The sequence below is a fragment of the Cytobacillus depressus genome (genome assembly GCF_008923245.1).
Taxonomy (GTDB): domain Bacteria; phylum Bacillota; class Bacilli; order Bacillales; family Cytobacillaceae; genus Cytobacillus; species Cytobacillus depressus.
The window spans coordinates 86,262-101,260 of sequence record NZ_WBOS01000007.1; the positions used below are offsets into that span (position 1 = coordinate 86,262).

Sequence of the window (14,999 nt, forward strand, 5' to 3'; positions counted from 1 at the left end):
AAGAAAAGGATGACTCAAGGGAGTCTGACCCACACAGTGTACAATTACAGTAGATGTTAATGAATCCAATCTACAATATATTGATATTGCGGGGTCTGACAATTTGTTTATGAGTCATCCTCTTTTTGATTGTTTATGTTTAATTTGTTATTTATTCTTCTTCGTATCTTGGTTTACAATCTTTTGGTCAAGAACAACATATTTACCATATTGACCGATTTCTGCAACCATTTTTCCATTTACAATCTTTCCTGCGATCGGCTCATACGTATGCTTTCCGTCGGCAGAAATGTTGTAAAGTACAGCTGACTTTGGATTTGTATTTGGATCAACTGTAAGTTCAATCGTAATCGGATGATTAAACGTGGTAAAAACCTCATTCTTCCCACTTTTTGTCGTGATGGAAAGAGCAAAATCGTACACTTTGCTCATTTGCTTTATCTCCGACTGAGAGATCGACTTCATGCTGGAAATAAGATCATTTTCCTCCGATGTGGACAGGCGCTTCATTTTTAATGAAATCGTACTATCTTTTAATTCCTTAGTTGAAAGCTTATTAGTCATTTCCTTCAACATTTTCTGTGGTACTTTCATTGTTAGAAGATCTGTTTTAACTTCAAGATCGTTCTTTCCAAGCGAATCGATTGTATTATATGGCAATAGAATTTCGGACGTATGATTAGGAACTTCGACAGAAACCTTTCCTTTATTGCCTTTTGATAACTGCTCAGGCGTAATTGTAACAGGCTTCATTTCCTCATTGTCGATGTTGTCATCAGGTATACCAGGATCTTCATCAATTACATCAGCAAGTTTTTGCATTAGCTTTGTATTACCGACACGAATTTGCGGTCCTGAACCCGTTTTAGCCGTGTAACCAACTGCTTCGAGCGTTTCTCCAACCTTCAATTTAGGGATTGGGCCGGTTTGGTTAATAATATAACCATCAACAAAGACTAACACATCACCACTGCCGTCATTAATGATATAGGAAGGAGAATCCGTTTCAGCGTTACTATTGTCCTTCACTTTTCCTTTTACCTTAATTAATTGGCCTTGATTACGATCGTCTGTTGCCTCTTTCGTCGTCATCACTTTAGGCTGTAATGGCTCACCCGAGCTGATTTTCACGACACTCTCATTAAAGTTGCCGAATTCAACTTCTAAGTTATTTTCAAATGTTTTAATGTGACCGTATACCCTTACGATGTCGCCTTCTTTTAGGGAATTGTCTGGTACTTCGTTAAAAGCCATGATTCCTCCTGTTTCGTCTTGCACATAGAAGGCATCGAAGAATACACCTGCCGCACTCGTCACTTTTCCTTGAACAACGACTTCCTTATCTTCAGGTAAAAGGCGTGCATCACCAATTTTGGTTACTTTCGTTACTTCGCGATTGGCTAGCCAATTCACAATATTAAATGCTAAAGGCACGTTCCCTTTCGGTTCGAAAGATTGATCCATTTGCTTATCATTGAAAATGTTCATAGCTGTTACAAAGATTCGACCTTTCCCAACTTGTTCTGCAGCAGCTAGCGGGATACTTGTTCCGCCTTTCACTTCATCGCCAGGTTGAGCGCCAGCTTTGTAGCTATTGTAAATAGCGGCATCTGGTTTCAAGTTATCTTGGAACGTCGTTTCGTTCCCACTTATAAGAATCGTAACATTTTCGTTTTTATCCGTAAGTGGAATTTTATTTCCATTTCCATCATTTTGCGCTAAACTTGCACCGCTGTAATAGTCTACTTTCGTAACAAAGTCGAGACGATAGTCGTTCAACATCGGTTTCGGATGAGCTCGAACCGCGAAATTCGAAGTTAATGGATTGGCCCAGAAGTTTCCGCTCTTCGATTCATCGAACACACCATCATTGTTTATTAATAGGCTCGAACCAATGCCATGCAATAAGCTATTCGGGCTTTGGTTTACTTTGTAATTGCTCTTACCTGCTACAAGCAAGGAACCACCTGCATGAACAAAATCGTGAATCACCTTAATTTCGCTATCACTATAAACTGTTTCTGGATGTGTGATAATGAAAACTTTCACATCTTTAAGTGTTTCTGCAGTAATCGTACCTAAGTTTTCAGCCAATGTGTACGCTTCTTGTCGTAGCTTCGTGGTAATTTCCTTCATATTATCTTTATAAGTTCCAGCATCTGTTGACGAATTCTCGTTTTTACGTGAAGCGTCAATCATGACTTTGATATTAAGAGCCTCTTTAATTTTAAAAGCTTTGACATACTGATTTTCACCGAGATCATTGCCGTCTTTTGCTTCAAGCACAACAATAATATTGTGTTCACCTGCAACTGGGTTTGACCATGTCATATTCACACTTGTGGACGAATTTGCACCAAGTGCTTCGATTGACGCATCTCCAATGAAATGCGCTTGGTCCACATTGTCGTAATAGAAATGGGCTACCAAGTTACCGACATTTTTCACCCCAAGGTTAGAGATGCCAGCTTTTAATTTTGCAGAGGAGTTCGCGATGATTGCACCGTCAACTGACTCCACATTGCTTACCTTAACCGATAAATCTTCCTCTGGTGACCAGATTGGGGCAGAATACGCTCTGTCTCCATTATCGAGTGTCACTCGAACGACATACCATTGTTGTCCGCCCACCACATTGATCGGTTCCGGCTTCCAATCAAGCTCTTTTGAGTTCGGAGTGATCGTTTTCACCACAGTTGCGCCATTCGTTACGATCTCCACTTTAGAAATGTTTCTGTTTGGCGATGTTCCTTTAATGTCGAAATTCAGCTGTTTTGTGTCTGTCGTAGAACCCATATAGAATCCGCTCGCCAGAACATCCATGTTGAAATCCTTATCTTCTGTAAAATAAACCCTCATTTTTTTCATCGCATCTAGCAATGAATCTTGTGAAAGATCATTCGCGACAATAACCGTTCTTTTGTTCGTTTGTCCCCAAGTAGCGTCATGGTTGTCTTCGCCGTATGTTGGCGCAACATGCCATCCTAGATCAAGGGCATTGAAAAATTTGTTTTCCGTATTTACATATGAATATTTACCTGACCCATTACCTACTTCCAGCATGGTGAAAAGTTTGTCCAGGTTTTTATCGTACGGAATAAAGTTATCAAACGCGTCTTTCGACATGGCTGGGTGGTTAAATTGGGCAACGATATCATCATAAGTTAACACCCATGCATAATATTGTTGTAAATCCTGATAAATTCCGCCATTTTGTTTACGATCGATAAAGTTTTCAGTTCCAAAAACATTAGAATGCCCCCATGTAGTGGAAGTCATTTCGAATGCTGGGAAAACAACAAACTCTTCGTTTTTCGTGTAATCTTTCGCTAATTGCTTCGTTAATTCCCAATCTTTTCCGCCTTTACGCTCCTGCATGCCATTGTGATCAACAGAGTCTTGGCCAACTAATTCAGCATCAATGTCATGGGAATGATCTGAGAACGCAAACCAATCATAATCATGTTGAATCGCTGCCTTGAGCGCGTCTTCCGGCTCACCTACCGCATCATGGGAAATCCTTGTATGGTTATGTGTTGTACCAAGATAATGGTTTCCACCTTTAAATCTCTCCTGAACTTCAAACGTCCAAGTATGGTTTGAACGGTTTCCAAGCTTGTCTGCAGCTTCAACCGTTACTGTATGAGGACCCATGCTTAGGTCATCATTTGGAGTAAGAGCAAGCTTAATTTCCCCATTAGAAATTTCAGCCTTTTTCGTAAAATCAGATCCATCGATTTTCATCGATACTTTTGAAAGATCTACTCCGTATGGATCAGACATTTTCACAGAAATGACCGGGTGTTGTGTATCGATCTTTCCTTGGGGCTGTTCATCGTAGAATGCCGGTCCGGTCTGTTTCGTTACAACTGCTACATCAAATGGCTTTTCAGCCGTTCCGACTGATTTCGTTTTACTGCCAGACTTCGCTTCAATATAGTATTGGAAATGTGCAGGCACATCTTTTTCCGCTATTTTTCCATTGAAGCTAATCTCGTCTTTAATCATCTCGATTGCCTGATAGTCTGTTTTTTGGCTATCTTTGTAAAAAAGAGTAACTGAATCAGCATATTTAGCGATGGCCGTGAAAGGAACGTCCATTCCTGGGTATGTTTCAGAAATCGGCTCGTGGCTTAAGGCTAACTCTCCCTTAATGTCATCGGCGCTTCTTAGCATTAAATAATATCCGTTCGTATAAGGTGCAACGGATTTCGATTGACCTGCAATTCCTACAAAAGTATAGGTATCATTTACTTCAAGGACACTTGCAACATCAATGCCTGTCATGCCTAAAATTTTGACAATCGCTGTATGTTCCCCATCCGCAACAGTAATGTTTAGGTCATTACCATTGGAAGGGATATTGCTTACTTGACCTGTAAAAGAAATAAGTTTTCCTTCTAGAGGTTCAGCTGTGTCATAGCTGCCTAAATCTGAAATGTTCATTTCCTCTGGGCTAAGCACATTTCCTGTTTCAAGGTCTTCCATGCTTTCCAGAACGAATTGTGTCATACCTTTGTTAAAGGCTACATGCCCAGTCACTTTTAATTTTTGACCCTCTATTATTGATAAAGATGGAGCATTCGCACTTATGACATTGATTCCGCTAGTAGAATCTTGGATGAAGAAGCTCGTTTTTTCCGTTCCTAGTTTAACGGCGGTTACAATACCTTCAATCGTAGCTTTATTCCCAAGAGTCGTTGGGATTCCATCGTTATCATTTGCACGTAAATCAGCAATATTTTTTGCACCTAAGTCAACGTGGCCAGAACCCAGCTGATAGGAGGAATTTCTTGGAAATGCACTTGCTGTAGCAAAATCATCTAAGTTGCTAGAAGAACTAAATCCATTCCCGTCACCTAAAACACTCGGATCTAACCCTGTATTTGTTTTGCGGGCGAACGTTCTTGATGCAGGTAAATTTGCGGGTTTACCTATATAATCAGAAGCCGTCCCGTAACCGACAAAATCAACAACGCTCGGATCTGCACTGCCTGTAATACTGTTTGCTTTTTGGTTTGATAATGCAATTTTTCCGCCTGTTGTTGCACTGAAGTTAAATGAGCCTGGGCCAGCTGATTTATCATCCGGCGTTGGCAGAGGTTTTCCATTTGTAGGCTCTACAGGCGGGTTAGCATTAGAACCTGCTTGAATAAGATAATATCCTTTTGCTTTAATTACGCCTGTTAAAATGATTTTTTGTGAATAAGCAGACGTCGCTCCCGCCGCAGCATATTGAAGCGACCAATCCTTTAAATCAATATCTTCGTCAGTCGGATTATAGAGCTCAACGAATTTATAAAGATATTCATTCGGCCCGCTGCCTCCGTATCCGTAAACTTGACTGATAACCACATGATCTGCCGCTCCACCCTGCGGTGAAGTAACAGCCGCCTCAGCTTTAGGCACATTTGTCATCAAATTCGATGGCACGACAAGTGTAAACAACATAAGTAACGTTAAGGCAATGCTGAACCACTTCTTATGCCTGCGATTAAAATTATGCATGTAATCATTCCACTCCTTGTATTAAGTATAAAATTCATCATAAAAGGGTAATTCTGAAAATTAAAAATAATTTTTGCAAAATAGCAATTCCTTCTTTCAAAACGTCTTACATAAAAATTTTGGATAGACCTACATATGCATCAGCTCCTTTCCGTGTTTGAAGAACCGATTTTGATAGAACAGTATTCTGGTTAATGATTTGATAATAAAAAATTGAAAACGAATCTTTCGTATCTATCATTTTGTTAGTTTAATATATTCATTCCTCCATATTTTCTTAAATTAGTTCGGAGAATTTGATGGTTCGATAAAGAAGAAATATTTATTATGTATGTGAGGCTATTAATTCGCTATATCCTCCTTTATTAACCTCTTTTTTAGTATAGTAGAATATTATTAATTCTGTATTACGGATCCATACATAATATTAAGATTTTATTAATTTTCTGTAATCCTACAAAATCCCTAAATAAAATATCAATTATTTTACAGATAATGACTTAAAAGGAATCCTTTTATCTTAGTAAAACTGTATTGTTAGTAAATTATAGGAAAATAGTAAGTGTTGAAAAAAATGTTGGATTTATGACATACACAGGGCACATTTCCTTAATGAATAAATCTCACCAGTATTTACTCATACCGATTAACGAATAAAAAAAGTAACTACCCAAATCACGCATAAAGCGAGGAAGGGTAGTTACTCCTTTTGGATATCGATGAATAATAAATAGTCTTGTTCAGTGATCTACTAATACATTCTGCTCTCGCTTCGCACTTTGTGAAACAAAACTGTGTATCAAGAATGTTCGGTTGAATCCAATACCACCAAATCATTTTTTTGCGTTTTTTACTTCCTTTATCAAGTGCTCAACAAATGTATCATCTCTTACTAGCCAAGCTGCAAACTTTCTTTTCAAAAAGTTTTCTGCCTCTTTATAGGTAGAGTAGCTTTCATTCAGCTTAGTTTTATTCCTTTCAATACTCCAAGTTTCATCGCTGTTTCGTATAACCAGGAATAAATCTTCATTTCGATTTTTATAAAGGGTTCCAAAAGATGTTCCTTTCACATTATAACGATTGTGCTTCGCATCTTCTCTTAACGGCTCTAAATGGAATGTTTCTTTCACGTAATGGCGGTAAGCTTGGTCTGTTAAACTGCAGCCTGATGCCTTCGCATGCCCGCCTCCCCCGTAATGGCTAGCTACTTCAGACACATCAACGTGATCGTGAATGGTTCGAAATCCAAGACGTTTTCCACCGATATTTAGGATGGCAATATAATCTAGATGTGGATATTCTTTCCCTAATTCATTCCCAAGCTCGGAATGATAAGATTCTGCATAAACAATGCCCGCGAAGAATTTCCCAATTTGAGTTTGTACTAATTCCCGCCTTTTCCGGCGTATGTAGCGTTCGATTTTTTCTTCTTCCATATCAAGAATTCTTTGTTCAAACTCATCGAAATAAAAATGGTCACTCGTTTTAAGCCTGCTAATCATCTTCTCTTCGAATCCCTCAATCGAAACGAGAAAAAAGAGTGCATTTAGTCGCTGTGCCTGTTGGTTGTTATTTTTCTCCCATTCCCACGTATCGTATTGGCGGACAAGCTCAACAAACTCGGCAATCGCCTCTGATGGTTGAAGGAACTCGTTTGAAACAAGATATTCATAAAGCAGACTTGTCGCTGATGTTAATCTACCCTTATCATCTTCGACTAAAACTTGTCCCCATTCATACTCATTGTAATGGAGAGATGTTTTATGATGATCAAGCAGTTGGACTTTCCCCCCTGCTTGATAAAACGCTTCAATTCTTTGTTCATTTTCTTGATTGACCGATAAATCGGTAATGATTAAAAAGGTTTCCTTGCTTTCATTTTCAAAAAACCATTCCACTTCACGGTCAAGTCCAGAAACGGAATTGTAGCGGACCTTTACGTCTTTATCAAACGTAAGCTTTGCTAAAATTCCACAGCCAACTCCGTCCAAATCATTATGTGATAATAGTTTGTACATGATATTCACCTCAGTCCACAGGATTCAAAGTCTTTCCCGCTGATGGATAACCTCCAAAGAAAATTTCCTATTTGATTATTATTTGTAAATAACCAATTATTATGACAAAAACTAAGGTAACTGTTTAATTGTATTCACACTCTGTTGTATCAAGAATATCCGGGTGATGCCTGTCTCACCAAATCAGCTTAAAAAACCCCGTTCAATTTTTTGAACGGGGTTTGGCTTCTCAATTTACCTCGGAGACAACTCCCAGCGGAAGGGATCTTTCAGTTTGCTCCATTCATCATTAAATTCTTCGATAGTAAGCAAGCATGCATCCAATTCCTTCGTAATTAACTCTACATTTAAATCAATACCAATGAATACAAGTTTCGTATGGCGGTCACCAAATTCTTCATCCCATGCATCATGAAGCTGAGGATTTTGCTGCAAGATTTCTTGCTGCTGCTTTTCTGAAAGTGAAGCCACCCAATAGGATATAGGTTCAATGTTTACTGATGGACCCGCCTGCGATAAAAGCAAGGCTATATTATTTCTACTAGCGCACCAGGCAATCCCTTTGGCCCGGACAATTTGCAGAGGCATTTCATCGCACCAATTATTGAAACGCTCGGAATGAAACGGCATTTTTCTTGAATAGACAAATGAAGAGATTCCGTATTCTTCTGTTTCTGGAGTGTGATCAGTCGGTCCGATGGTCAGCTCTTTTAGCCAGCCGGCCGATTGACTTGCCTTATCGAAGTCAAATAAATTGGTATTTAAGATTTCCTTTGGATCTACTATACTTTTAACAGCCCTAATGATCTTGGCAACAGGCTGAAGTGATCTTATAACCTTTTCCAGTTTCTCTAAATCTTCATCTGCCACTAAATCGCACTTATTTAAGACTAATACATCACAAAATTCAATTTGATCGATTAATAAATCGGCAATATTGCGAATGTCGTTTTCTCCGACGGCTTCTTTACGATCAAGCAATGAATCGCCCGACTCGAAATCATGCCAAAAACGGTTCGCATCGACTACGGTCACCATTGTGTCCAACTTACAAAACCTTGATAAGTCAATTCCCATTTCTTCATCAATATAAGAGAATGTTTGAGCAACGGGTACAGGCTCACTAATGCCCGACGACTCGATTAAAATGTAATCAATATCTCCTTGTTTCGCCAGTCTTTCAACTTCAATCAGTAAATCTTCTCGTAAAGTGCAGCAAATACAGCCATTGGACATTTCAACCAGCTTCTCATCGGTCCGGGAAAAACCGCCTTGTTTTTGAACTAGTTCACTATCAATATTTACTTCGCTCATATCATTGACTATAACAGCCACCTTTAGGCCTTCGCGATTCTGTAAAATATGATTCAATAAAGTTGTTTTACCTGCACCCAAATAACCGCTTAAAACTGTCACTGGAATCTTTTTCATTTTAACCAACCTTTCATATTTAAAAATTTTAAAACATATTGCCTTTATGAGTACTTCACGATCCGTTCAGCCGCTTGTCTGGCTCCAGAAATATTACGTGCAATTGGACCCATTTCAAGCTCCGCTAAAGCTCCGGTTACATATAAATCCGGACCCCATTGTAAGGCTTTCGTTACTATGGGATATCCGCATTCAGCACAAGGCAATTCCATCGTTTCAATCATCGGCTTAATCCATTCACCGCCAGGGAGGCTTGATAAATATCCAGTGGCCAGCAATACAGTACCAGTTTTTGCAATGATTTTGCCATCATAGTCGAATAGTTGAACGTCGCTATTTTTAACTTCACATCGAGCGACCTCACCCTCTATAACAGCTAGAGATTCACTTTTAACCCTGTTTATCAGCTTGATGTATAAGTCATGAGGAATGGAGCCTCTATGTCTGGCATTTAATATGTCCTCTCTCCTTTTTACAAAACTGCTTTCATTTCGGTATGCGTTCTGTCGTTTTGGACCCAACCAGCCTGGGTCGCTATCAAAATCATGGATTCTAAATGGGTGCCTTTTCAACAATGTAACTTGACTTGGATACAATTCACTTAACCTAAGTGCCAAATGAATGGATGTGATTCCTCCCCCTACGATTGTTATAGGAGTCTTCATTGCATCAAATTCGGGCATCGTTTCGTCAAAAATGTGATAGATACGTCCTAAAGATTGGCTGTCAAGATCGATTGCCCAATCTGGTATATTAAGCTGTTCGCCGATGCCAATGGCCAAGACAAGCTTTTTGCTTTGTATTTCACGGCCGTTTTTCAAATGTACCTTCCAACCCTCATTTGTTTTTAATGCCCCCTGCACATCTCCTTGAACCCATGTTTCTTTTATCGAAAGATCATTTACAAGATGCTCACAGTGATCATTAAACATTTCTAGGGATGGACGCTTATACGGACCATAAAAGGCCGTCCTTTTGTGATAGTAGCCCTTTTTACAAAATGATTGGAGACTAAATGGATCAACATCCAAATGATGAACAGATGGAGAACGTAAATATGGCATAGAGATCATCTTTGTGTTTCTCTTCCAATTTGCTAATGGTTCATGATTACGGTCGATGATCGCTAGTGTATCTACTTTTTCTTTTCCCGTTTTCAACAAATAGACAGCTAAAGTTACTCCTTGAATCCCCCCGCCAATAATCACCCACTCATACATTAAAAACACCTCTCGTAAATCGTGATGTACATATAAATCTCATCATAAATTGTTTTTCTGGCTAATCGCGGAATAGGTTATGAAACAAAAATGAAAGACCACTGGTTATCATTACATCCATACGTCTTTCTCATCTTCTCCGTGCAATCAATCCATTTCATTCGATTACATTTTTCATTTATCACCCGATCAATATCATCTTGTGCCTCATCCATTACATTTTTAATGGATAGAATATCGAGTGAAAAATAGTCCGCTGCAGCTTTATATGGGGAATTTTCACTCATAAGCTGAATAAATTCCTTTTCATTTAGGGAGATGATTTCCAATTGATTTTCCTTATTCTCTATAAATTGATAGATTTCCCGCTTCTTATCCGATAGGTTCGAAACAGCGTAACGATGAAAAAATTCAAATAAAATAGGATTAATTGGTTCTATGCTACTCGCCTCCAGATTTTCCATGGGATGCTTCAGCCGCCAAATTCCTTTATCTGGCGAATGAGCGAGTATAGATTCTACCAGCTTGCCTTTTTCACTCCAGGAATTTGTCCTTTATGAGCGTATTCCCTAAAAGCAATCCGGGACATTTTGAACTTTCTTAAATAGCCTCTTGGTCTTCCTGTCACTTCACATCTGTTCTTTAAACGGGTCGGAGATGAATCTCTTGGAAGCTTCCAAAGGGCTTCATAGTCGCCTTTTTCTTTTAGTTCCATACGAAGGGCCGCATACTTCTCAACCATTGCCTGACGCTGCTGTTCTTTTGCTACTTTCGATTTTTTTGCCATTTCCATTTCCTCCTAGTATAACTTATTCGTCACAAAACGTAATCATTACGATTTGTATCCTAAAAAAATATCCAACATTTCACTTAAGATCAGGTAAAAATTCTTTGTCAAATTATTATAAATCGTAATGATTATTATTTGCAAGCTATAAATTATTTTTCCAATAAACAATTTCATAGCAAATCTTTTACTAAAAAATGTTAATAGCCGTTGCTCGTAGACTGCATGATATCGGAAAGAGTGGATGGTGGCATTTAATTGGCTTGATTCCGCTTGTTGGTCTCATTATTTTAATTATCTTATTTTGTCAAAATAGTGAGCAATACGAAAATAAATATGGACCAAACCCTAAGCTTGAGTACTAATTATTAAACTAAGTGGATCTTTGAAAGACGAGAGGATGACTCATAACCGAAGAATCAGCTCCCCAAACAACAAAATGGTATAGGGGGCTGATCCTTTTGAGTCATTCTCTTTTTCATTTTTTGAAGATTACTTACCTTCAAAACCAATTTTAAAAAATGGGATCGATTCCATCTCATCCTCATTAAATTTCCATTAAAAATGCCTTGACTTGTCTGCCGTAAAGACTTCTCTATTTCTTGTCACATTATCTCAAATGAATATTAAAATTTTTATTTACAGATGATTTTCATTCTCATATAATAAAATTATCATTGATAATCATTATCATCCGCACAGAGGTGAATGGGTATGTTTTTAAAGGATGTACATATTGGGGGAAAAGTGAGAATTACAACTATGAATCGGATGAATGACCTTGTTCAGCGCCGTTTACTAGATCTTGGAATTATGGAGGGGTCTGTTGTGAAAATGAAGCGCATTTTACCATTAGGCGGTCCAGTTGCGATTGAAACAAAAGGTCAATTAATAGGAATTCGCAGATGCGATGCTAAAAGGATTCAGGTGGAAAGCGTATGATTAACGTTGCATTAGCAGGCAACCCCAATACCGGAAAAACATCATTATTCAACAAACTAACAGGTTCTTATGAATATGTTGGAAACTGGACTGGAGTCACAGTTGAAAAGAAAGTCGGTGTCTTAAAAAATAATGGTGGACACCTTATCGATTTACCTGGTGTATACTCCCTCAATCCCTTATCAAAGGACGAAGGAGTTGCCACTCATCACCTTCTATATGATGATATTTCAATCATCTTGAATATTGTTGATGCTTCCCAATTAGAGAGAAACTTGTACTTAACTTTACAGCTTTTAGAGTACGGAAAACCTATGGCAATAGGGTTAAACATGATGGATGTGGCAAAAGTTAGAGGGATTCAGATTGACGATCAACTCTTGGCGGAACATCTTAGCTGCCCAGTTGTCCCAATCGTTGCCCGTTCTGGAGCAGGCTGTGATGAATTAGCAGGAAAGCTCAATTCAACTGTAGATCAAAAAAATCCGCTTGTTATTGACTACGGAATGACTATAGAGGAATCGATTCATTATTTAACTACTTTGCTTCCGGAACATCAAGAATTACCTCCGAGAAGATGGTTAGCCATTCAATTTTTAGAAGGAAATCGTTTAGTTCGGGATCTGCTTTTAAAATATATTCCTGAGTCTAAGTTGAATGAATTATATGAAAAAACAGAGCGCATGATTCAGTCTGAAACAAAGGCAAAATCAATCGCACACCAAATACGGACCATTCGAGGGAACTATATTCATCAGATTTTAGAACGCTGTAAGGTTGATACGAAGAAATTGGAGTATACACTTACAGATCGAATCGATTTTATTCTGACAAATAAAGTACTTGGACTTCCAATATTTCTATTATTTGCCTATCTCATCTTTAAACTTACGTTTGATTGGGTCGGGACACCACTTTCTGATGGGTTAGATGACTTTATTACAGGAGCACTCACAGATACGCTCAATAGTTGGCTTACAGCTGCAGGTGCAACTGAGTTTATTCGGGCCCTTATTTTACAAGGAATTATAGCAGGTGTTGGCGGAGTAATTGTGTTTGTACCACAAATTTTTATGCTCTTCTTTTTAATTTCTTTTATCGAGGATTCGGGTTATATGGCGCGAGTTGCCATGGTTATGGACAAAATTATGGAGGGCATTGGGTTAAATGGAAAAGCATTCATACCAATGATTATTGGGTTTGGCTGTAATGTGCCAGGCATTATGGCGGCTAGAACGATAGAGCAGCCGAAAGAGCGACTCCTTACCATTATTATATCACCTCTAATGTCTTGTTCAGCCCGATTGACAGTGTATAGTTTGTTTGTCGGAGCATTCTTTAAACAAAACCAAGCACTCATTGTGCTTTCTCTATATTTATTAGGAATTATTCTAGCTTTGACATTAGCAAAAATCTTTTCATCTACCATTTTAAAACAAACGAGTTCGTTTTTTGTTATTGAATTACCGCCTTACCGGATCCCACAACTAAAGACTTTATTACAAAGCACATGGGAGAAAGGGAAAGGATTCATTCGCAAAGCGGGAACATTTATTTTCGGGGGATCTGTTATTATTTGGTTATTAACATATGTGGGACCTAGCGGATTGAATGTCCCGATGGATGAAAGTTTTCTTGCTTTCATAGGCGGCGCCATTGCACCGATCCTACAACCGCTCGGATTCGGCAACTGGCAAGCTGGAGCCGCATTGATAACCGGCTTTCTTGCAAAAGAAGTCGTCGTTTCAACGATGAATATCATTTACGTTGCTCCCGACATGCACACATTGCAAGGCGTAATGGCCGACTTTTTCACACCGCTTTCAGCTTATAGCTTTTTAGCCTTCATCTTACTGTATGTTCCATGCCTAGCAACCGTGGCCGCTATTCAAAAAGAAACAGGTTCAGCAAAATGGACATGGTTTTCAGTCATTTACGCTCTTGTCATTGCCTACATTGTTTCAATCATCATTTATCAAGTTGGCCGTTTTCTAGGATTCTATTAATGGAAAGAAGGAATACGCAATGTTAATAAGCGTCATACTTGGTGCGCTCATTTTCGGATACGCCGCTCTTACGGTTTACAGATTTGTTAAACGAAGCAAAATGGGGAAATGTGCAGGATGTTCCATGAGCAAGAATTGTTCATCTTCATGTTCATTCCCTTCAACTAAGGAGTAACATAGTTCGCACTCTATAAAGTACTTACATTCATCTGAAATAGAAAAAAATTTGCAAATAGGTTTAAATAAAGTGGACCTACTCCCCTAGCAAAAAGACAAGGAACGATTAAGCGCCATCATAAATGAGCGCTTAATCATTACCTTCCTATTCTTTTACGATTTCTTCCGATATTAATTTTATTATATCCTCATAATAAGACAGTTCATGTGGAACAAATTCATGTTTCTCGACTTTTTTCCTTACAGTGTTATTTCTTCCAAGTTGATCGATTTCAAATCCCTCCACTGTTATTTCAGCTCTTTTTCCTGACCATAGCTGAGTAAAATCAGTAAAACTTGCCTTTACTAATCCCGAAACCTCTTCTTTTTGCAGTTTGAATGCATCGAAGGTGAATTGGCTTTTGTATAAGAAAACATGAGCAATTTCATTATCAATTAATCCATCTCTAGTAACACTGTACTCGATAATTTCTAATGGAACTAACTCATCAAAAGCGATCTCCACACCTAATTCTTCCTTAATTTCTCTCACGCCATCTCGTATTGATTCATCTGCTAAAATATGCCCAGCTGCAGTAATATCTAATAGATTAGGATAATCTTTTTTTGCAGCACTTCGCTTTTGCAGATAAATATAAGGAAGTCCATCTTCAAAACTTATAAACCAGCAATGAAACGTTTCGTGCCAATGCCCAGCTTTATGTATTTCTTCTCTTGAGGCAATCCCAATTGGGTTTCTTTGTTGATCAAATATTTTAAGCAATTCATTTTCCATAGGTTTCTCCTTTTCTCAAAATATTCTTACCTAATATTACCTATAATTAGTATATCTATAAAAATAGCTTCACAGGGATTAATTTTTCCTAGAGACAAAAAAATGAATTTTTATTTATTAAGCCCCAAATATGAT

At 38.3% G+C, this 14,999-nt stretch carries 10 protein-coding genes and 1 pseudogene; 4 read left to right on the forward strand and 7 right to left on the reverse strand.

Annotation, left to right across the window (positions count from 1 at the left end):
• Positions 1-147: 147 nt before the first annotated feature.
• The 6 genes from F7731_RS15685 to rpsN form a co-directional block, all read right to left on the reverse strand.
• Complete coding sequence (locus tag F7731_RS15685) at positions 148-5,508, reverse strand: CehA/McbA family metallohydrolase (protein ID WP_151535725.1); 5,361 nt, start codon at positions 5,506-5,508, stop codon at positions 148-150.
• Positions 5,509-6,341: 833 nt separating this feature from the next.
• Entirely contained in the window at positions 6,342-7,526 is a 1,185-nt protein-coding gene (locus tag F7731_RS15690; RefSeq protein WP_151535726.1) for a DHH family phosphoesterase, read from the reverse strand.
• 234 nt (positions 7,527-7,760) lie between these two features.
• Positions 7,761-8,957 (reverse strand): GTP-binding protein, encoded by a 1,197-nt coding sequence (locus tag F7731_RS15695; RefSeq protein WP_151535727.1) that lies wholly within the window; start codon positions 8,955-8,957, stop codon positions 7,761-7,763.
• A 44-nt stretch (positions 8,958-9,001) separates the two neighbouring features.
• A complete protein-coding gene (locus F7731_RS15700) occupies positions 9,002-10,177 on the reverse strand; it encodes an FAD/NAD(P)-binding protein (protein ID WP_151535728.1) in 1,176 nt (391 codons plus the stop codon).
• Between the two features lie 77 nt (positions 10,178-10,254).
• Complete coding sequence (locus F7731_RS15705) at positions 10,255-10,641, reverse strand: hypothetical protein (RefSeq protein WP_151535729.1); 387 nt, start codon at positions 10,639-10,641, stop codon at positions 10,255-10,257.
• Positions 10,642-10,694: 53 nt separating this feature from the next.
• Positions 10,695-10,964 (reverse strand): 30S ribosomal protein S14, encoded by a 270-nt coding sequence (gene rpsN / locus F7731_RS15710; RefSeq protein WP_151535730.1) that lies wholly within the window; start codon positions 10,962-10,964, stop codon positions 10,695-10,697.
• 212 nt (positions 10,965-11,176) lie between these two features.
• On the opposite strand from rpsN, the pseudogene F7731_RS15715 reads away from it, so the two are divergent.
• The 4 genes and pseudogenes from F7731_RS15715 to F7731_RS15730 form a co-directional block, all read left to right on the forward strand.
• Positions 11,177-11,329, forward strand: a pseudogene (locus F7731_RS15715) (DUF805 domain-containing protein); the annotation flags it as partial.
• Positions 11,330-11,678: 349 nt separating this feature from the next.
• Positions 11,679-11,906, forward strand: coding sequence for a FeoA family protein (locus tag F7731_RS15720; protein WP_151535732.1), 228 nt, complete (start codon positions 11,679-11,681; stop codon positions 11,904-11,906).
• The gene (gene feoB / locus F7731_RS15725) at positions 11,903-13,912 is read left to right on the forward strand and encodes a ferrous iron transport protein B (protein ID WP_151535733.1); all 2,010 of its coding nucleotides are present in this window, start codon (positions 11,903-11,905) and stop codon (positions 13,910-13,912) included. Before F7731_RS15720 ends, feoB begins: the two co-directional genes overlap by 4 nt.
• Positions 13,913-13,931: 19 nt before the next feature.
• Positions 13,932-14,087, forward strand: coding sequence for a FeoB-associated Cys-rich membrane protein (locus F7731_RS15730; protein WP_151535734.1), 156 nt, complete (start codon positions 13,932-13,934; stop codon positions 14,085-14,087).
• Positions 14,088-14,234: 147 nt separating this feature from the next.
• On the opposite strand, the gene F7731_RS15735 is transcribed toward F7731_RS15730, so the two are convergent.
• Positions 14,235-14,864: an NUDIX hydrolase gene (locus F7731_RS15735; protein ID WP_151535735.1), complete on the reverse strand. Its 630-nt coding sequence runs from the start codon at positions 14,862-14,864 to the stop codon at positions 14,235-14,237.
• Positions 14,865-14,999 lie beyond the last annotated feature (135 nt).